Annotated in this window: 15 protein-coding genes and 1 pseudogene; 10 read left to right on the plus strand and 6 right to left on the minus strand. The window is 66.7% G+C overall.

The genetic code is table 11. The features are described 5' to 3' along the window. Nucleotides 1-260 precede the first annotated feature (260 nt). Entirely contained in the window at nt 261-1,235 is a 975-nt protein-coding gene (locus tag QMZ26_RS20415) for an MBL fold metallo-hydrolase (RefSeq protein WP_283222501.1), read from the plus strand. Nucleotides 1,236-1,363: 128 nt separating this feature from the next. Here QMZ26_RS20415 and yihA read toward each other — a convergent pair whose 3' ends face one another. After that, nucleotides 1,364-1,966: a ribosome biogenesis GTP-binding protein YihA/YsxC gene (gene yihA / locus QMZ26_RS20420; RefSeq protein ID WP_108760333.1), complete on the minus strand. Its 603-nt coding sequence runs from the start codon at nt 1,964-1,966 to the stop codon at nt 1,364-1,366. Nucleotides 1,967-2,123: 157 nt separating this feature from the next. On the opposite strand from yihA, the gene QMZ26_RS20425 reads away from it, so the two are divergent. From QMZ26_RS20425 to QMZ26_RS20440, 4 genes are all read left to right on the plus strand, one after another. Continuing rightward, entirely contained in the window at nt 2,124-2,924 is an 801-nt protein-coding gene (locus QMZ26_RS20425; RefSeq protein ID WP_108747359.1) for a c-type cytochrome, read from the plus strand. Between the two features lie 106 nt (nt 2,925-3,030). Beyond that, the gene (locus tag QMZ26_RS20430) at nt 3,031-3,675 is read left to right on the plus strand and encodes a thiol:disulfide interchange protein DsbA/DsbL (RefSeq protein WP_079223321.1); all 645 of its coding nucleotides are present in this window, start codon (nt 3,031-3,033) and stop codon (nt 3,673-3,675) included. Between the two features lie 106 nt (nt 3,676-3,781). Then, on the plus strand, nt 3,782-4,600 hold the full coding sequence (locus QMZ26_RS20435) for a thiol:disulfide interchange protein DsbA/DsbL (RefSeq protein WP_283222502.1): 819 nt from the start codon (nt 3,782-3,784) through the stop codon (nt 4,598-4,600). Nucleotides 4,601-4,654: 54 nt separating this feature from the next. Beyond that, on the plus strand, nt 4,655-5,392 hold the full coding sequence (locus tag QMZ26_RS20440) for an endonuclease/exonuclease/phosphatase family protein (RefSeq protein ID WP_174208737.1): 738 nt from the start codon (nt 4,655-4,657) through the stop codon (nt 5,390-5,392). A 136-nt stretch (nt 5,393-5,528) separates the two neighbouring features. Here the strand turns inward: QMZ26_RS20440 and QMZ26_RS20445 are convergent, their stop codons facing one another. Beyond that, a complete protein-coding gene (locus QMZ26_RS20445) occupies nt 5,529-6,404 on the minus strand; it encodes an EamA family transporter (RefSeq protein ID WP_283222503.1) in 876 nt (291 codons plus the stop codon). A gap of 72 nt (nt 6,405-6,476) precedes the next feature. Here QMZ26_RS20445 and QMZ26_RS20450 point away from each other — a divergent pair, with 72 nt between their 5' ends. The 3 genes from QMZ26_RS20450 to fhuE all read left to right on the plus strand — a co-directional run bounded on the left by QMZ26_RS20450 (nt 6,477) and on the right by fhuE (nt 10,081). Continuing rightward, nucleotides 6,477-6,959, plus strand: a complete 483-nt coding sequence (locus QMZ26_RS20450) for an Lrp/AsnC family transcriptional regulator (RefSeq protein ID WP_283222504.1) — start codon at nt 6,477-6,479, stop codon at nt 6,957-6,959. Between the two features lie 136 nt (nt 6,960-7,095). Continuing rightward, entirely contained in the window at nt 7,096-7,647 is a 552-nt protein-coding gene (locus QMZ26_RS20455; protein ID WP_283222505.1) for a M23 family metallopeptidase, read from the plus strand. A gap of 271 nt (nt 7,648-7,918) precedes the next feature. Beyond that, on the plus strand, nt 7,919-10,081 hold the full coding sequence (gene fhuE, locus QMZ26_RS20460; protein WP_283222506.1) for a ferric-rhodotorulic acid/ferric-coprogen receptor FhuE: 2,163 nt from the start codon (nt 7,919-7,921) through the stop codon (nt 10,079-10,081). Nucleotides 10,082-10,297: 216 nt separating this feature from the next. On the opposite strand, the gene QMZ26_RS20465 is transcribed toward fhuE, so the two are convergent. Further along, nucleotides 10,298-13,084 (minus strand): TonB-dependent receptor, encoded by a 2,787-nt coding sequence (locus QMZ26_RS20465; protein ID WP_254051596.1) that lies wholly within the window; start codon nt 13,082-13,084, stop codon nt 10,298-10,300. Nucleotides 13,085-13,443: 359 nt separating this feature from the next. After that, nucleotides 13,444-13,851 (minus strand): biopolymer transporter ExbD, encoded by a 408-nt coding sequence (locus QMZ26_RS20470; protein WP_200733044.1) that lies wholly within the window; start codon nt 13,849-13,851, stop codon nt 13,444-13,446. A 162-nt stretch (nt 13,852-14,013) separates the two neighbouring features. Between QMZ26_RS20470 and QMZ26_RS20475 the strand changes: the two genes are divergently transcribed. Further along, nucleotides 14,014-15,987 (plus strand): transglycosylase SLT domain-containing protein, encoded by a 1,974-nt coding sequence (locus tag QMZ26_RS20475; RefSeq protein ID WP_108760325.1) that lies wholly within the window; start codon nt 14,014-14,016, stop codon nt 15,985-15,987. A gap of 93 nt (nt 15,988-16,080) precedes the next feature. Then, on the plus strand, nt 16,081-17,301 hold the full coding sequence (locus QMZ26_RS20480) for a multifunctional CCA addition/repair protein (RefSeq protein WP_283222507.1): 1,221 nt from the start codon (nt 16,081-16,083) through the stop codon (nt 17,299-17,301). A gap of 44 nt (nt 17,302-17,345) precedes the next feature. Here the strand turns inward: QMZ26_RS20480 and QMZ26_RS20485 are convergent, their stop codons facing one another. Beyond that, nucleotides 17,346-18,077, minus strand: coding sequence for a putative type VI secretion system effector (locus tag QMZ26_RS20485; RefSeq protein ID WP_283222508.1), 732 nt, complete (start codon nt 18,075-18,077; stop codon nt 17,346-17,348). Then, nucleotides 18,074-18,814, minus strand: a pseudogene (locus QMZ26_RS20490) (hypothetical protein); the annotation flags it as partial. The pseudogene QMZ26_RS20490 and the gene QMZ26_RS20485, both read right to left, overlap by 4 nt.

An 18,814-nucleotide genomic window follows, 5' to 3' on the forward strand; every position in this document is an offset into this window, starting at 1 on the left:
GTGAGCGGCATGGATGCCGCGACCAAGCCCCCATGGACGGGTTTACGGCGTCCCCTGCCACCGGACCCACCCCGCCAACCCACAGGAAGCCAGCTTCTGCTTTTGACGTCGACGTTGACGTTGATCTGCAGCAGGTGCAGGGCTGCAAGCCCTGCAGCCCGCCCCTCCCTGAGCATTCCACGCAGTGGTTTGAGCGCATCGCGCGCGCGCCACCCGGCACGCTGCACGGCAACGGAATCCCCCGCCCTGCCGAGCCCCTCATGAACCTCCATCACCTGCCCCTGCACGCCGCGCTGCTGCTGGCCCTGTCCTCCCTGCCGCTGGCTGCCATGGCCGAAGCCACCTCGCCGCCCCCCGCCCAACAGGTGCCCGGCGTCTACCACCAACGCGTCGGCGCCCTGCAGGTCACCGCCCTGTTCGATGGCGTGGTCGCGCTGGGCCGGCAGGAAGTGGTGGGTGTCGCGCCCACCCTGGTCACCCGCCTGCTCGACGGCCGCTATGTGCCCGAAGACAGCAAAGGCCTGCAGACCGCGGTCAACGCCTTCCTGGTCCGCCAGGGCAACCACCTCACCCTGGTCGACACCGGCACCGCGCAGTGCTTCGGTCCCGGCCTGGGCCAGGTGCTGGGCAACCTGCGCGCGGCAGGCGTGGACCCGGCCGAGGTGGACGACGTGCTGCTCACCCACGCCCACCCGGACCATATGTGCGGCGTGCTGGATGCGCAGGGCCAGCCGGCCTACCCCAATGCCACCGTGTGGCTGTCCAGGGCCGATGCGGACTACTGGCTGGACCCGGCCAGCGAAGCCCGGGCGCCGCAGGGCGTGCGCTTCGCCTTCCCGCTGGCGCGCAACGCGGTGGCGCCGTATCAGGCCAGCGGTCACCTGCGCACCTTCAGCCCCGGCGACGCCCTGCCCGGTGGCGCGGTGGCGATGGACAGCCACGGCCATACCCCCGGCCATGTCTCCTACCGGTTCGACAGCCAGGGTCAGTCATTGCTGGTGTGGGGGGATGTGCTGCACTTCCACGCGGTGCAGTTCGCACACCCGGAAGCGGCGTTCGAGGCCGATGCCGACCGCACGGCGGCCATCGCCAGCCGTCGCGCCCTGCTGCAGCAGGCCACCGCCCAGGGCTGGTGGGTGGCCGGTGCGCACCTGCCGTTCCCCGGCCTGGGCCACGTGCGCCGCGAGGGCGAGGCCTATGCATGGGTACCGGCGGAGTATTCGCCGTTGAAGTGAGCCGGTGAGCCCTTGTAGAGCCGAGCCCATGCTCGGCTACCGGGGCCGCACCGCGCTGGGCGCGGCAGCCGAGCATGGGCTCGGCTCTACAGGAATTCTGCCGGGCAACGCCCGGCACGCTACATCGATTACGCCAGCCCCAGCCAGCCGCCGATCACGCCGCGGGCTTCATCCACGCCGGTGCGGTCCTCACCGGAGAACACCTGCACGCTGACGCTGTCGCCGTAGGCCGAATGCAGGTCCTTGCGCACCTTCTGCAGGGTCTGCATCTGCTGGCTGCGGCTGAGCTTGTCGGCCTTGGTCAGCAGCGCGTGCGCGGGCATGCCGCGCTGCACGGCGTAGGACAGCATCTGCCGGTCGTAGTCCTTCAGCGGGTGGCGGATGTCCATCACCACCACCAGGCCCTTGAGGGCTTCGCGGGTGCGGAAGTACCGGTCGATGAAGGCCTGCCAGTGCGCCTGCAGGTCCAGCGGCACCTTGGCGTAGCCGTAACCGGGCAGGTCGACCAGGTGCGCTTCCGGGGTGATCTGGAAGAACACCAGCTGCTGGGTGCGGCCGGGGGTCTTGGACACACGGGCCAGGGAGTTCTGCCGGGTCAGCGCGTTGAGGGCGCTGGACTTGCCGGCGTTGGAGCGGCCGGCGAAAGCCACTTCGGCCCCTTCATCGGGCGGCAGCTGCCGCACGTTATGGGCCGAGAGGTGGTAACGGGCGCGTTCGATGAGCAATGACATGCGCCTAGGATCGCATGTTGCGGCGCCGCGCGCCCGTTCCCGGCGCCGCTGGCCGGGAAAATGCTGCACTGCTGCGTTGACCGTGCGCGGAAACGGCGTTGATAATCCGGGCGATGCCGGCGGCCACCGCCCGGCCCGGTCCATACGGAGCTTTAGCATGCGCCACGCTCGCGTTCTTGCCGTATCCGCTCTTGCCACTGCCGTCGTCGTTGCCGCTGCTGCCTTCGCGCAGACCACGCTGACCCCGCTGCCCGACAACGGGCCGATCCGCACCGCCTCGCTGGAAGTGGATTTCAGCAAGACCACCTGGGGCGACGCCAAGGCCGGCCAGACCAAGGCCTCGGCCTGCGCGGCCTGCCACGGGGCCGACGGCAATTCCACGGTGGAGATGTACCCGTCCATCGCCGGCCAGAGCGAGCGCTACGTGGCCCAGCAGATGGCCCTCATCGCCAACGGCCAGCGCAGTTCCGGCGCATCGGTGGCGATGGTGCCCTTCGTACAGAACCTCACCCCGCAGGACATGCGCGATATCGGCGCGTTCTTCGCCACCCAGAAGGCCACCGCCGGCATCGCCGACGATACCGCCGTGACCGATGGCCCCTACAAGGGCATGAAGTTCTACGAGATCGGCCAGCAGCTGTACCGCGGCGGCGACGCCACGCGCGGCCTGCCGGCCTGCATGGCCTGCCACGGCCCCAGCGGCGCCGGCAACCCCGGCCCGGCCTATCCGCATATCGGCGGCCAGCACGCCAGCTATGTCGCTCGCCGCCTGCAGGAGTACCAGGCCGGCCAGACCAACGAGACCGACAAGGCGCACTTCCAGATCATGGCCGCCGTGGCCCAGAAGCTCAGCGAACAGGAAGTCCAGGCCCTCTCCAGCTACCTGCAGGGCCTGCACAACAAGGCCGATGACATCGCCGCCGAAGCCGCCGCCGCGCAACCGGCCGCCGCCCCCTGACCGCCACTGGTCGGCCCGGGTCGCCACGGCGGCCCGCGGCTGCGGTATGTTTCCTTCACGCCGGCGGCTGCGCCGGCGTTGTTATTTTCAATGGAGATGCGTGTCGATGAGGTTGATTCCCCGCCTTCTGCTGTCCCTGCTGGTGATGCTGCCGCTGGCCGCTTACGCCGCCACCCCCGCCAATGCCCCGCTGGTTGAAGGCAAAGACTACGAACGCATCGCCAAGTCCGGCCCGTTCCAGCCCCTGGCCGGCAAGATCGAAGTCGTTGAAGTCTTCGGCTACACCTGCCCGCACTGCGCCCACTTCGAGCCGCAGCTGGAAGCCTGGGCCGCCAAGCTGCCGGCCGACGTGCGCTTCACCCCGGTTCCGGCCGCTTTCGGCGGTGCCTGGGATGCCTGGGCCCTGGCCTATTACGCCGCCGATGAAGTGGGCGTGGCCAAGCGCAGCCACGCCGCCGTGTTCAAGGCCCTGCACGAACAGGGTTCGCTGCCGATGCAGAACGTCTCGGCCGATGAGCTCGCCACCTTCTACAGCGCCTATGGCGTGAGCGCCGACCGCTACAAGCAGGCCCTGCGTGGCGATGCGGTGCAGAAGAAAGTCGCCGAGGCCCGTGCCTTCGCCCAGCGCACCCAGGTGCCGGGCACGCCCGCCATCATCATCAACGGCCAGTACCTGGTGCGTGGCAACAGCTTCGAGGACCAGCTGCGCATCGCGTCCAAGCTGATTTCCGAAGCCCGCGCCCGCCGCTGAACCAATCCCGACCATCGACACGGCGCTGTCGCCGCCGCATGTCATCATTTCCCCTTGGCCGGCGCCCGCCGCCGGCCCCACCTTTCCAGATGCTGGAGACGTTTCAATGAAGACCCGTATCGCTGCTTTCGCACTTGCAGCCCTGCTGCCGATCCTGGCGGCCTGCAAGGCCGACGATGGCACCACCAACACCACCGCCCCGGCTGAACCGGCCGCGACCCCGGCTGCCGCCGAGCCTGCCGCGACCCCCGCCGCCGAGCCCGCCGCCGGCGCCGAAGGCGCTGCCCCGGCCGCCACCGACACCGCTGCGGCCCCGGCCCCGACCACCACCGCGCTGACCGGCCCGGCCCCGGTGGAAGGCGCCGACTACCAGCTGATCAGCAACGGCCAGCCGTTCCAGCCGGCTGCCGGCAAGGTCGAAGTGGTTGAGATCTTCGGCTACGTCTGCCCGGCCTGCGCCGCCTTCCAGCCGCTGGTCGGCCCGTGGAAGGCCGGCCTGCCCAGCGACGTGAACTTCGTCTACGTGCCGGCCATGTTCGGCGGCACCTGGGACAACTACGCCCGTGCCTTCTACGCCGCGCAGACCCTGGGCGTGCAGGAGAAGACCCACGAGGCGCTGTACGCCGCCATCCACTCGCAGCAGACCCTGAAGGGTGAGCGCGGCGCCGACTCGGTCGACGACATCGCCAAGTTCTACGCCGGCTACGGCGTGGATCCGAAGCAGTTCGCCGCAACCATGGGCAGCTTCGCGGTGAATGCCAAGACCAACTCGGCCAAGCAGTTCGCCCAGCGCAGCCAGATCAGCGGCACCCCGTCGATCATCATCAACGGCAAGTACCTGGTGAAGGGCAAGTCCTTCCCGGACATGCTGCGCATCGCCGACCACCTGATCGCCCGCGAACGCGGTGCGGCCCAGGCGCACTGATCCAGAGAGAAAGCATTGCCGGCCGTGACTTCCCCCCACACACGGACCCTGCGCCTGCTGACGGCCAACATCCAGGCCGGCTCGAGCACCCGCCGCTACAGCGACTATGTGACCCGCAGCTGGTCACATGCGCTGCCGGCGGGACGCAAGCGCAGCAGCTTGGACGCGATCGCCACCCTGGCGCGCGGCCATGACATCGTCGGCCTGCAGGAGGCCGACCCGGGCAGCCTGCGGTCGGGCTTCACCAACCAGACCCACTACCTGGCCCAGCGCGCCGGCTTCAACTACTGGAGCCACCAGCCGAACCGGCGCATGGGCGGGGTGGCGTCCAGCGCCAACGGCCTGCTTAGCAAGCTGGAACCGGTGGAAGTACAGGACCACGCCCTGCCCGGCCGTATCGGCGGGCGCGGCGTACTGCTGGCCAAGTTCGGCGATGGCGAGGACGGCCTGGCCGTGGCTGTGGCCCACCTGTCCCTGGGTGCGGGTTCGCGGATGTCCCAGCTCGGCTTCATCGCCGAGCTGCTGTCCGACCATCCCAACGCGGTGCTGATGGGCGATTTCAACTGCCTGGCCGAGCGCCCGGAAATGCAGGTGCTGTACCAGAAGACCCGGCTGCAGCCGCCAGGCTGCGTGGTGCCGACCTTCCCCAGCTGGCGCCCGGACCGGGCCATCGACCACATCCTGGTCAGCAGCAACCTGCAGACCCGCAGCGTGGAAGCCGTACCGGCCGCGTTCTCCGACCACCTGGCCCTGGCCATGGCCATCGACGTCCCCGCCGACGCCCTGCGCTGACCCCCGCGCGGGTGGGTGCGGACTTCCACTGCTCTGATGGGTGCGGACTTCCACTGCTCTGGTGGGTGCGGACTTCCACTGCTCTGGTGGGTGCGGACCGTTGGTCCGCACGCTCTCCGCCGGGCACAGCCCGGCGCTACGCCGCCTGCACCACCGGCGTTCTCAACCGCCGCGCGGTCATCGTGCTGCCTACCGAAGCCACCACCGTGCAGCCGATTGCCAGCCACTGCACGCCGGCCAGCTGCTCGTGCAGCAACAGCATCGCCCACAGCGCGGCCACCGCCGGTTCCATGCTGATCAGGATCCCGAAGGTTTCCTTGGGCAGGCGCTTGAGCGCCATCATTTCCAGCGACATGGGGATCGCGCTGGACACCAGCGCCACCAGCAGGCCCGCCAGCAGGATCTTCGGCTCCAGCAGCGCCATGCCGGCGTGGGCCACGCCCACCGGCACCACCACCAGCGACGCGGCCAGCAGCCCCAGCGAAACCGTATGGCCGGCATGCAGGTGGCCGGCGCGCTTGCCGAAGACGATGTACAGGCCCCAGCACGCCGCGGCGCCCATGGCGTAGAGCACGCCGGCAGGATCCAGCGCCGGCCCGCCGCCCAGCGGCAGCAGCAGCAACAGGCCCAGCAGCGCGCAGCCCACCCAGACGAAGTCGATCGGCCGCCGCGAGGACAGCATCGCCACCGTCAACGGGCCGGTGAACTCGATGGCCACGGCGATGCCGAAGGGAATGGTGCGGATGGCCATGTAGAACAGCAGGTTCATCAGGCCCAGGGTCAGCCCGTAGCGGAGGATGGTCATCGCATCCACGCGGCTGGTTTTCCAGCGCCACGGCCGCCAGAACAGCAGCAGCAACAGGGCCGAGAAGCCCACGCGCAACGCGCTGGTGCCCTGCGCGCCGACCAGGGGGAACAGGTGTTTGGCATAGGAAGTGCCGATGGCCAGCGCGGTAACCGAGCCGAGCACCGCCAGCGCCGGCAACATCGGCGCGAATCGGGAAGTCTGCATGCGCCCAGTCTATTGCGCTGGCGGCGAGCACTTGGCTCAATTGGGGGCCCGTCCGCGCAATTTCTGCTCGCCATGGCCACCGCCCCCGTGCTGGACAGCTTCGACCACGCCATCCTCGACCTGCTGCAGCGGGACAACGCCCTGCCGCAGCGGCAGATTGCCGAGGCCGTGCACCTGTCCACGCCCGCCGTGCAGCGGCGCATCAAGCGACTGCAGGACAGCGGCGTGATTTCCGCCAACGTGGCCGTGCTCGACGCGGCCAGGGTCGGGCGCCCGCTCACGATCATCGTCGAGGTACGCGTGGTCAGCGAGCAGCGCGAGAAGGTCGCCCCGTTCCGCCGCCGCGTGCAGGATGACCCGGCCGTGCAGCAGTGCTACTCGATCACCGGCGACGGCGATTTCCTGCTGCTGCTTTCGGCGGCCTCGATGGAAGAGTACGAAGCGATCACCGAGCGACTGTTCGGCGGCGACGACAACATCGAGCGCTTCCGTACCTCGGTGGCGCTGGGCACGTTGAAGCGCAGCTTCTCGGTGCCGCTGACACCGGTTGTGTAGAGTCGAGCTTGCTCGACTGCTGTTGCCTCTGCCGTTGTAGAGTCGAGCTTGCTCGACTGCTTTTTCCATTCACTGGAGCATGGCTCGACTCTACATTGCAGGCAGTCGAGCAAGCTCGACTCTACATACGGACCCCATGACCACACCGCCCTCCCCTGCCCGACGCCTGCGCCGCTGGCTGCTGTCCGGCGCCCTGCTGCTGGCCGCCGGCATCGCTGTGCTCTCGCTGTGGAACAGCCCGTGGGCGGCGGCACCGAAGATGCTGTGGACGCTGGGACGCATGCCACCGGCCACCGAGCTGCCGGTGCCCGTAGACGGCGTGCGGCCCAGGCAGATCGCCGACACCTTCGGTGCCCCGCGCGGCCGTGACCGCACGCATGCCGGCATCGACATCTTCGGCAAGCGCGGCACGCCCGTGCGCAGCGTTACCGCAGGTGTCATCGCCGACGTGCGCGAAAGCGGGCTGGGCGGACGCCAGGTGTGGGTGATCGGGCCCGGTCGTGAGCGCTACTACTACGCGCACCTGGAAGACTGGGCCGAGGGCCTGGCGCGAGGCCAGGTGGTGCAGGCCGGCCAGCTGCTGGGCTACGTGGGCGACAGTGGCAATGCCAAGGGCACGCCGCCGCACCTGCACTGGGGCATCTACGGCACGGACGGCGCCCGCGACCCGTTGCCGCTGCTGCGTTGAAAGGCCTGCAGTCCAGTGCAGTCGAGCAAGCTCGACTCTACGACGGACTGGCCGCATGTGGGCACGACCTCGCCCATTTGTAAATAGAAACAATTCGCATTACCATGTTTTCGTTTTCCGGGCAGCCAGGACGGTTCGCCCTTCTTCGCATTGCCCAGCCACCGCCCTGCAGCGCAGGGCCCCGCCAGCGGCGTGAGACCCCCACCAGCCGCGGCGCCAGACCATCCGGGAAGCCGGTCGGACGCACGCACGTGCCCGTCCAGGAAACCCAATGATCCGTTCGACCCCTGCCCTGCTGCCGCATCGCCTCTCCGCGGCGGTGCTCTCCGCCCTGTGCCTGGCCACCGCGCCTGCCGCCTTCGCCGAAACCGCCGCCGACCCGACCACGCTCGACAAGGTGGTGGTGAAGGGTGAGCGCGCTGAAGGCTACTCGGTGCGCAGGACCTCGGCCGGTACCCGCTTCGACCTGGCTCCGCGCGAGATCCCGCAGTCGGTCAGCATCATCAGCCACCAGCGCATCGAGGACCAGAACCTCGACGACATCATCGACGTGCTGGGCAACACCACCGGCGTGAGCAGCACCCAGTCCGATACCGAGCGTACCGAGTTCTACGCGCGCGGTTTCTACATCGACAGCTACCAGTTCGATGGCCTGCCGACGCAGATGGTGCAGAACTGGAGCTACGGTGATTCCGGCCTGGACCTGGCCCTGTACGACCGCGTGGAAGTGGTGCGTGGCGCCACCGGCCTGCTCAGCGGCGCCGGCAACCCGTCGGCGTCGGTGAACCTGATCCGCAAGCACGCCGACAGCGCCGAACTGGCCGGCAGCGTCTCGGTCAACGTCGGCAGCTGGGGCCGCACCCGCACCACGGTGGACGTGGGCAGCGCACTGAATGCCAGCGGCACCGTGCGTGGCCGTGTCATCGGCAGCTACCTGGACACTGATGCGCAGATGGACCGCTACAACCAGCACAAGACGCTGGGCTACATGGTCATCGATGCCGACCTGACCCCCGATACGCAGCTGAGCGTGGGCTACGACTACCAGCAGAAGCGCGCCAACGGCGCGACCTGGGGCGGCTTCCCGATGCTGTTCTCCGATGGCACCAGCACCGGCTATGACGAATCGTTCAATGCCAGCCCGAACTGGACCTACTGGGACACCACCAGCAAGCGCGCCTTTGCCACCCTGGAGCACGGCTTCGCCAACGGCTGGAAGTTCAAGATCGGCGCCACGCATGACGAGACCAAGGCCGACGACAAGCTGTTCTACCCGGCCTACAACGACTGGGTTACCGGCGCCTCGTTCTTTGACAGGAACACCGGTGCGGGCATCTCGCCGTCGGCCGGTTTCTACAACACCGAACGCAAGGTCGACGCGATCGATGGCTTCGTTGACGGCCCGTTCCAGCTGTTCGGCCGCGAACACCAGTTCATGGCGGGCCTGAGCTACAACAAGCGCGACTACGCCAACTACGGCGACTACCAGGTCGGCGGTGCCGGCCTTGCCTGGGATCCCTTCTCCAGCTACCTGAACTGGACCGGCAACATCAGCGAACCGGACTGGAACCCGCTCAGCCTGGCCAGCGAAGGCACCATCACCCAGAAGGCCGGCTATGCCGCCACGCGCCTGTCGCTGGCCGATCCGCTGAAGCTGATCATCGGTGCGCGCTACACCGACTGGAAGAGCGAAGGCGAAGGCGCCGATCGTTCGCACAAGGTGACCACGCCGTATGCCGGCCTGGTGTTCGACATCAATGACACCTACTCGACCTACGCCTCGTACACCGAAATCTTCCAGCCGCAGATGCTGAAGGACCGCAACGGCAGCTACCTCGATCCGGTCGACGGCAAGAGCTACGAAGTGGGCGTGAAGGGTGCCTGGTTCGACAACCGCCTGAATGCCTCGGTGGCAGTTTTCCGCATCGAGCAGGACAACGTCGGCCAGTCGACCGGCGAACCGGTGATCGGCGGAACCGGCGGCGAAACGGCCTACATCGCCGCTCGCGGCACGGTCAGCCGCGGCTTCGAGTTCGAGCTGAACGGCGAACTGGCACCGGGCTGGAATGCCACCTTCGGCGCCTCGCGCTACGTGGCCAAGGACATCAATGACGCGGACATCAACACCAACCTGCGGCAGACTACGCTGAAGCTGTTCACCAGCTACACCCCGCAGTCCCTGACCGCATTGACCGTGGGTGGCGGTGCCAACTGGCAGAACCGCATCTACTACGCGGTGCCGGCATACGGCCGCATCGAGCAGGACGGCTACGCGCTGGTCAGCGCCTTCGTGCGCTACCGCATCTCGCCGGAGTTCAGCGTGCAGGCCAACCTGAACAACCTGCTGGACAAGAAGTACTACTCGCAGATCAATGGCTACGGTGCATTCGGCGACGGCCGCAATGGCTCGCTGACCTTCACCTGGTCGTTCTGATGCAGAGGGCGCCGGGCAACTCCCGGCGCCGTGCTTTGTAGAGTCGAGCTTGCTCGACTGGCGTTCGACCCAAGCAGCCGAGCATGGCTCGGCTCTACAGAACAGCGAAAAGCAGCCGAGCATGGCCCGGCTCTACAGAACAGCGAAAAGCCGCCGGGCATGGCCCGGCGCTACCAGTGAAACGCAGGTGCCGTTCCCTGGCACCTGCCTGTCAGCCTAGAACCGCAGGTCCGCGCGCATGTACCAGTAGCGGCCACGCGGAATGTCATAGGTCGAGGCGTCGTAGCCGTTCAACGAGCACGACAGGCAGATCGGCGGATCCTTGTCGAACACGTTGTTCAGGCCAGCGGTCAGCTGCAGCCCCTTCATCCAGTTGATTTTGTAGCCCACCTGCACATCGTGGTAGGTGGTGGCGGACAGCGTGTTGGTACCGGCGGCCTGGTTGCTGCACACCGGGAAGGCCACCGCATCACCGCAGTCTTCGGTCAGCTCGGAGATGTGGCGCACCGTCCAGTTGGCACTCCAGTTGTCCAGCGTCCAGCCAATGCTGGCGTTGCTGGTCCATTCCGGAATCGAGCTGTCGGCCACTTCCACGCCCGGCTTCTGCGGCTGCCGCTGGCCGGCCGCACCCGTGGCCTCGTAGCGGCCGACGAAGGTGTTCTTCCAGCCCAGCTTGAACTGGCCGATGTCGCTCTGCGGCAGCGTCCAGAACATGTCCACGTCCCAGCCATCGGTCTTGATCGAACCCAGGTTGGTCAGGCGGTTGTTGAAGCTGCTGACCGCACCGGTGCTGGCGCGGGTGATGCCATCACAGTAGACCGGGTCCAGCGTATCCACGCACAGGTCCAGCTGGGTCTGTGCGTTGATCGCCTGGATCGCGCCGTCGATGTTGTGGCGATAGAAGGTCACCTCCACGTCGAAGCGCTCGGACCACGAGGTGTCGTTGCCGAACCACGGGCTCCACACGAAGCCGGCGCTGAAGCTGCGCGAACGCTCCGGCTCCAGTTCACGGTTGCCGCCGGTGGTCACCGAGATCTGCGAGTTGGCCTGCTGGAAGCCGGTCGGCACGCCCAGCGCGGCGCAGTTGGCAGGATTGCCGCGCGGCGCGGTGCCGCCCAGGCCCACCGAGCAGGGATCAAACAGCTGCAGGTCCGCACGCGCGGCCGAACCGTACAGCTCGCCGATGGACGGCGCACGGAAGCCCTCGGCGTAGGTCGTGCGCAGCACGAAGTCATCGGTCACCTGCCAGCGCAGGCCGTACTTGGGGGTGAACTCGCCACCGAAGGTGGAGTAATCCGAATAGCGCCCGGCCAGGCTCAGGTCCAGCTTCTTGCCCAGCGACGAATCGGCGAAGATCGGGATGCTCAGCTCCACGTAGGCCTCGTTGACGTCGTACGAACCGGACGTCGGCTGCGAGGGCACGCCGTTGTAGTGGCCGATCACCGTCAGCGGATCCGGCTGGTACCAGCCTTCATAGCGGCGGTGCTCCAGGCCGGTGGCGAAGGAGACCGGGCCGGCCGGCAGCGTGAACAGGTCACTGGACAGGTTGGCGGTGACCAGGCTCAGCTCGTTCTGGCTGCGGTCGCGCACCACCGGCTGGATCCAGCGCAGCATGTCCGGGGTGATCGAGCCGACGCCGCCGAAGATGTTCAGCGGCACGCAGCCGGGGGTTGCGGCGCACAGTGCCGGATCACCCAGCGCCAGGTTCACGTTGTAGATGTTGTAGCTGCCGTAGTTGGTCTGCTCGGCCTTGTTCTTGCTGTACATGCCGTTGACGTCCCAGTACCAGCTGCGGTTCGCCGCCTGGAAACTGCCCACCAGGCCGGTGGCGAAGTAGGTCGTGTTGACCTCCTGCTCGAACACGCGCGCGCCGCCCTCCACCGGGCGACGACCGATCAGGGTCATGTTGTCGCCGGACGCCAGGTCGAAGCCGAACGGGTTGTACGGGTTCAGCGCCGACACCACGATGTTGTCGGCCAAGGGATTGCCGGTGGCGCCGTCAGGGCCGAAGAACAGCGGTTCCGGGCCCGCCTGGTTGGTCGATTCGCGGCGGTTGCCCAGCGCTTTGACGTACCACTGCACGTCGTCGGTGATGTCGAAGCGGAACTGGCCGAACACGCCTTTGCGCTCGGACGGCGTCAGCACCATGTTGTATTCGGCGAAGTTGAAGCGATCGGCACTGGTGAAGCAGTGGTAGTCATCGCTGCGGTTGCAGCCGGCGCTGCCGTCATAGCGCGGGTTGCTCACGCCGGTGTTGGGCACGATGTCCTGTTCGGCGCCGGTGTTGGGATCGACGAAGGCGAAACGCCCCTGCGGGATGCCACCGCTGCCGAAGGCCAGCCCGGTACCGGGGATGGGAAAGCGCGACTGCTCGCGGTCGCGTGCGTACACCGCGTCCTGCCGGGTCCAGCTGGCGCCGAGGAACAGGCTGTAGCGCTCGCCGCTGGTGCCCCAGGCCAGGTCCACGCCCTTCTGCGTGCCATCACCCTTGCTGTACTCACCGTAGTTCAGGGTCACCTGCCCGCCATCGAAATCGCGCCGGGTGATGATGTTGACCACGCCGGCGATCGCATCGGAGCCGTACAGCGACGACGCACCGTCTTCCAGCACTTCGATGCGTTCAACGATCGCCAGCGGAATGGTGTTCAGGTCGGTGGCCGCGCCCACGCCGGAGGCCGATGATTCATTGACCCAGCGGATGCCATCGACCAGCACCAGCACGCGCTTGGCGCCCAGGTGGCGCAGGTCGACCTGTGCCGAACCCGCGCCGACACCGCTGCCATCCGGCGGGAAGCCGAAGTTGCCGGACGAATTGAACTTGGCGTTCAGCGCCGAGCCCGAACCGGTGAGCTGCTGCAGCACTTCGCCGATCGAGCTCAGGCCTGTGCGCTCGATGTCGCCACGGCTCAACGTCTGGATCGGCACCTGGCCTTCCACTTCAGCGCGCTTGATGCGCGTGCCGGTGACTTCGACGGCATCCAGGGTGGTGGCCGTCTGGGCCATTGCCCCCAGCGGTGCCAGGGCCGTCACGCACAGCGCAACAGCGACCGCCAAGGGGCGGCAATGCAGGTGATTCATTCGCTCTCTCTCCAAAGGAATGTCGGGACATGGACTGCCGCGCTCCCCCCTGCATGGCGGCAGCGTCTCCTTTGTAAACAAGCGGTAAAAATCACGACGTGACGACGGACACCATTTCACGTGGAATTGACGGAACAGACCGGAGATTGCGTCAATTAATGTCCTGAAATGCGCAAAAGGTGCGGCAACGCACCATCAAGAGCGCTGAACGGATGCGGGCCAAAACGACAGCCACGCGCAGACGAAGGACGGCCCGCACGGATGCAGGCCGTCCTCGCCAGCGGTCATCGCACGAACGCGATCCGCTCCATCCCCGTCGCCTCGGCCGCCGCCAGGATCTTCGCCATGCCTTCGTACTCGGCAGACGGATCGGTGGCGATGCGCAGCTCCGGCAGGTTGCCGGCGTGCTCACTGGCCTGGGCGCGCAGGCGGGCCTGCAGATCACCGATGGCCATCGGCTGGCCATTCCAGCTCAGCTGGCTGGAGGCATCCAGGCGCAGCTCGACCGGTGGCGGTGGGTCGGGACGATCGACCACCCGGTCGGTGGCCTGCGGCAACTGCACCGCGATGGGCCGCGACAGCATCGGCGCGGTCACGATGAAAATGATCAGCAGAACCAGCATCACATCCACCAGCGGCGTGACATTGATCTCCGCCAAGGGACCGCTTCTTCCTGCGCTGTTGAACGCCATGTGCCACTCCTTGCACCCGGGCCGTTCGCCCAAGCCGACAGTACGCCGCCGCCATGCGCCGACGGCAGTGGGCATCCACGAAGCATTCAGCTGCCGTTGCCCGCGCTGCGACGTGCACGTGGCGAGAAACTGAATTCAGCCAGCGCCCGCTATGCTGGCGCCATGACCCGACGCTCTTCGACCGCCCTGTCCCTGCTCCCGCTGTCCGCATCGCTGCTGATCGGCTGCGCCAGCGCCCAGTCACTCGACGCCCAGAGCGGCCAGCTCAAGGCCGCCATCGACGCTGCCGAACGCGGCCAGCTCGGTCCGGGCCAGGCCGCCGCGCTCAGCCGCCACCCGGCCTATGGCTGGGTCGAGTTCGCCCAGCTGCGCCGCAACATCGATACGGTCGATAGCGGCCAGGCGCAGGCCTTCCTCAAGCGCTATGACGGGCAGGCCGTGGCCAACAGCTTCCGCAGCGTCTGGCTGCCCTCGGTGGCCCGCCGCCAGGACTGGCCTACCCTGCTGGCCAACTGGGCACCGACCGACAACCTCGGCCTGCGCTGCGCGCAGCTGACCGCGCGCCAGGCCACCGGCAAGGTCGACCCGCAGTGGATCAGCGAGGCGCAGGACCTGTGGCGCAAGAACGGCAAATCACTGCCCGACGCCTGCGATGCGGTGTTCGCCGTGCTGCAGGCACAAGGCGGCATGAGCGATGCACTGCGTTGGGAACGCGTCGACGCCGCTGCCGACGCGCAGCAGCCCGCGGTGATGCGCAGCGCCGCGCGTGGCCTGCCCGCGGCCGATCTGACCCTGGCCAACACCTATGCCGCCTTCGTCGACAAGCCCAATGCCAGCGCGCTGAACTGGCCGCGCAACGAACGCAGCCGGCGCATCGCCACCGATGGGCTGGAAAAGCTGGCCAAGGCCGACCCCGGTGCCACCGAACAGCAGCTGCCGCAGTACGCACAGGCGCTGGGCCTGAGTGCCGAACAACAGGCCCAGGTGCGGTACCAGATCGCGTTGTGGACAGTGGCCTCCTACCTGCCCGACTCCGCGCGCCGCCTCAACGCGGTGCCCGAATCGGCCTACGACGAGCGCCTGCACGAATGGCGCGTGCGCGAGGCGATGTCGCGTGGCGACTGGCCGGCCGCACTCACCGCCATCCGCAAGATGGGCAGCAAGCAGCGCACGGATTCGCGCTGGGCGTATTTCGAAGGACGCATGCTGGAAAAGACCGGGCAGGCGCAGCAGGCCCAGTCGCTGTTCCGCAGCGCCGCGCGCGCGCCGACCTTCCACGGCTTCCTCGCCGCCGACAAGCTGCAGCAGAACTACACGCTGTGCCCGTGGAAGCCCAATGACAGCGCCCAGGCGCAGGCCGCCGTCGCCCGCGACCCGGCCATCCAGCGCGCGATGGCGCTGTACCAGATTGATCGCAACGGCTGGGCCGTGGCCGAGTGGAACAGCGCGCTGGCCCGCTTCGATGACACCCAGCGCCGCCTGGCGGTGCGCGTGGCACAGGACAATGGCTGGTTCGACCGCGCCGTGTTCGCACTCGGCAAGCAGCCGCAGGAACAGCGCCTGTACGACCTGCGCTTCCCGCTGCACCACGACAGCACCATCCGCCGCGAATCCTCGCGCAATGCCATCGACCCGGCCTGGGTAGCCGCCGAGATCCGCGCCGAGAGCACCTTCACCCCGCGCGCGCGCTCGCCTGCCAATGCCATGGGCCTGATGCAGGTGCTGCCGGCCACGGGCGCGGGCGTGGCGAAGAACATCGGCCTGACTGCCTACGGCGGCGCCGACAGCCTGTACGACCCGGACACCAACATCGCCATCGGCACGGCCTACCTGCGCCAGCTGATGAACAAGTACGACGGCCTGCCCTACGTCACCATCGCCGCCTACAACGCCGGGCCGACCCCGACCGCACGCTGGCAGTCCCAGCGCCCGGGCTTCGACCCGGACCTGTGGATCGAGACGATCAGCTACAAGGAAACGCGCGAGTACGTGGCCCGCGTGCTGGCCTTCAGCGTCATCTACGACTGGCGCCTCAACGGCAACGCGCTGCCGTTGAGCGACCGGCTGATGGGTCGCCTGGTGGACAAGCGCAAGGCCTTCACCTGCGCGGCGGACGCCGACCAGGGCGGGGATTGATCAACGCGGGGTCGTGCCTTCCGATCCGGTAGCGCCGGGCCATGCCCGGCGAGCGCGCGGCGCGGCGGCACCCGCCCGTGCGATCATCCCTCCATGAAGATCTATCTTGTCGGCGGCGCCGTGCGCGACCGCCTGCTGCAGCGCCCCGCCGGCGACCGTGACTGGGTGGTGGTCGGCGCCACGCCCGCGCAGATGGAAGCGCAGGGCTACACCGCCGTGGGCCGCGATTTCCCGGTGTTCCTGCACCCCAAGACCGGTGAGGAATACGCGCTGGCGCGAACCGAGCGCAAATCCGGCCGCGGCTACCGCGGTTTCGTGGTGGATGCCGATCCGGCCGTCACCCTGGAAGAAGACCTGCAGCGTCGCGATTTCACCATCAACGCCATCGCCTGCGATGAAGCCGATGGCACCCTGGTCGACCCCTACGGCGGCGCGCGCGACATCCAGCAGCGCGTACTGCGCCACGTCGGCCCCGCCTTCGTCGAAGATCCGCTGCGCGTGCTGCGCGCGGCGCGTTTCATGGCGCGCTTCGCCCCCCTGGGTTTCACCGTTGCCGAAGAGACCCTGGCGCTGATGCGCGAGGTGGCCGCCAGTGGCGAGCTGGACGCCCTGGTGCCTGAGCGCGTGTGGCAGGAACTGCGCAAGGCACTGGCCTGCGAACGCCCGTCGGCCTTCCTGCGCACCCTGCATGACGCGCATGCGCTGGGCCCGATCCTGCCCGAACTGGAAGCGCTGTACGGCGTACCGCAGCGTGCTGAGTTCCACCCCGAAGTGGATACCGGCATCCACCAGGAAATGGTCAGCGACATGGCCGCCCGCCTGGCACCCGGCGATGACCTGGTCGGCTTCGCCGCACTCACCCACGACCTCGGCAAGGGCCTGACCCCGCCGGACGAATGGCCGCGCCACATCATGCACGAGCAGCGTGGCCTGAAGCCGCTCAAGGCGTTGTGCGAGCGCCTGAAGATTCCCACCGAGCACCAGCAGCTGGCCGAAGCCGTCTGCCGTGAACACTTGAACGTGCACCGCATCGACGAACTACGCGATGCCACCGTGCTGGAACTGCTGGGCCGCTGCGATGCGCTGCGCCGGCCCGAGCGCGTGGCCCGCATCGCCCTGTGCTGCGAGGCCGACAAGCGCGGCCGTCTGGGCTTTGAAGAAGGCGATTACCCGCAGGGCGAAACGCTCAAGCGCCTGCACCAGGCGGCGCTGTCGGTACAGGCGCGTGATCTGGACCTGACCCACTTGAAGGGCCCTGCGGTGGGCGAGGCGCTGGCCAGAGCTCGGGTGAAGGCGATTGCGGCAGCGCGGTAGGCATGTGCGGCTTGCTGGGGAAGCGTGGTGTCAGCCGATGATGGTCAGTACCTGAAATAGGTATCACCCAAGGCGGGGTGGTCGCCCGGCTGACGCTTGCTCTTGGTCACTCCACGAAGATTTATTCGCCTCGCACATTTCCATCCAAGCGTAGAAAAAACTGAATCCGCCAATTTAGCGTAATTGACAAATCTACGACCAACTCGATACCCAATCACACAGAAAACAAGAACGCCCACGACATATGACTGAACCAACAGGTGAAATGGCGCGTAAAATTTCCATGCATAGAAACCTATTACCAACCCCCACCACGGAATTGAGATCACAAACGAGTATTTAAGCACTGAAATCCAATGCGCCAACGTACCAGCACTAACATGCGGATAGGAAACAATGATCCTTCTATCCTCATCAAGAACTGAGATAGCAAAGAACCTTCCTTCGTCGTTCCGTGCACCGACAACTCGAACAACATCACCCTCGTTGAAAGGCCAGTTCCAGAGAAGCCCTTCCACATCCATTTCACCAAGTCTGAACTCAACTTTGGTAACTGGCTCTTCCATTTCCTCCACAGACATCATGGCCATGCCTGTTGCTGGCCCACTAAGGCCCAGCGCCGCTGCTAATGCACCGGTGGCCGCCATCCCCTCCCGATCACCTTCCCGCCAGAACACGTTCTTTACGCAATGCTGAACCCTCAGACCCACAATTTTTCCAACCTCAGTTTCAAGCGGGCCACTGCCAGTAGGATCTACCTGAATTTCAGTAATCATTGCACCCTCGCAGACACGGCACCGAGAGCCTTTTCAAACGCCAGCTGCTGCTCCCGAGCTGTTGAATAAGAACCTCCAACCTTCTTTTCAGCCCCTTTTCCGAAGGAGTTTTTCGCACACCATTTCTCCAGCTCATTTGGGCTGATCGCCCAGATCAGCGCCTCAATGGCCAACAGAATCAAAGCCACCTCCCAGCCACTCAGCCGCAAGATCCACACGCCGACGCGTTTCATTGCCTGCGATGCGACCATCTGTCCGCCTTCTCTTCCTGCGGCAACTTCAAGTCCAGCATGCAGCCCCCTCAGACCTAAAGTTAGTCCATTTCTCCCAACAGTCCGTTCGATCACCGGGGAGGAATAAGCAAGCGCCGTCAGAAAATGAGCAGATCCGGCTGCTCCTGCCACGCCACCCTTGACCAAGAGCGCTGTGAAATGAGCGTAGTTGCCTTTCCTCACGGTCGCATTAGCTTCGTCCAGGGTGTAATACGCCCCAATAAAACTACCCGCCCCCGCAAGCACACTGCCGGCAGCCTTCATCCGAATGGCACTGACACTGCCCTCCCCAAAGAACTCCTTGGCTACCGTTTCATGCACACTGGTATACACAGTCAAAAGCGACATGCCGAACGCCAATAACGTCGCATAGTCGCGCGTGTCCTTATCGACCTTTGTTGCCAGATGGATGAAGTTCACCATCTCCAACACGCCCGTGAGGGAGTTCAGACCGACGACATTACG

Source organism: Stenotrophomonas sp. PFBMAA-4 (genome assembly GCF_030053215.1).
Lineage (GTDB): Bacteria > Pseudomonadota > Gammaproteobacteria > Xanthomonadales > Xanthomonadaceae > Stenotrophomonas.

Excerpts from the sequence above, each read along its gene's own strand:
- QMZ26_RS20415 (WP_283222501.1), top strand. The coding sequence starts at position 261 with ATGAACCTCCATCACCTGCCCCTGCACGCCGCGCTGCTGCTGGCCCTG.
- yihA (WP_108760333.1), bottom strand. The coding sequence starts at position 1,966 with ATGTCATTGCTCATCGAACGCGCCCGTTACCACCTCTCGGCCCATAAC.
- QMZ26_RS20425 (WP_108747359.1), top strand. The coding sequence starts at position 2,124 with ATGCGCCACGCTCGCGTTCTTGCCGTATCCGCTCTTGCCACTGCCGTC.
- QMZ26_RS20430 (WP_079223321.1), top strand. The coding sequence starts at position 3,031 with ATGAGGTTGATTCCCCGCCTTCTGCTGTCCCTGCTGGTGATGCTGCCG.
- QMZ26_RS20435 (WP_283222502.1), top strand. The coding sequence starts at position 3,782 with ATGAAGACCCGTATCGCTGCTTTCGCACTTGCAGCCCTGCTGCCGATC.
- QMZ26_RS20445 (WP_283222503.1), bottom strand. The coding sequence starts at position 6,404 with ATGCAGACTTCCCGATTCGCGCCGATGTTGCCGGCGCTGGCGGTGCTC.
- QMZ26_RS20450 (WP_283222504.1), top strand. The coding sequence starts at position 6,477 with ATGGCCACCGCCCCCGTGCTGGACAGCTTCGACCACGCCATCCTCGAC.
- QMZ26_RS20455 (WP_283222505.1), top strand. The coding sequence starts at position 7,096 with ATGACCACACCGCCCTCCCCTGCCCGACGCCTGCGCCGCTGGCTGCTG.
- fhuE (WP_283222506.1), top strand. The coding sequence starts at position 7,919 with ATGATCCGTTCGACCCCTGCCCTGCTGCCGCATCGCCTCTCCGCGGCG.
- QMZ26_RS20465 (WP_254051596.1), bottom strand. The coding sequence starts at position 13,084 with ATGGCCCAGACGGCCACCACCCTGGATGCCGTCGAAGTCACCGGCACG.
- QMZ26_RS20470 (WP_200733044.1), bottom strand. The coding sequence starts at position 13,851 with ATGGCGTTCAACAGCGCAGGAAGAAGCGGTCCCTTGGCGGAGATCAAT.
- QMZ26_RS20475 (WP_108760325.1), top strand. The coding sequence starts at position 14,014 with ATGACCCGACGCTCTTCGACCGCCCTGTCCCTGCTCCCGCTGTCCGCA.
- QMZ26_RS20480 (WP_283222507.1), top strand. The coding sequence starts at position 16,081 with ATGAAGATCTATCTTGTCGGCGGCGCCGTGCGCGACCGCCTGCTGCAG.
- QMZ26_RS20485 (WP_283222508.1), bottom strand. The coding sequence starts at position 18,077 with ATGATTACTGAAATTCAGGTAGATCCTACTGGCAGTGGCCCGCTTGAA.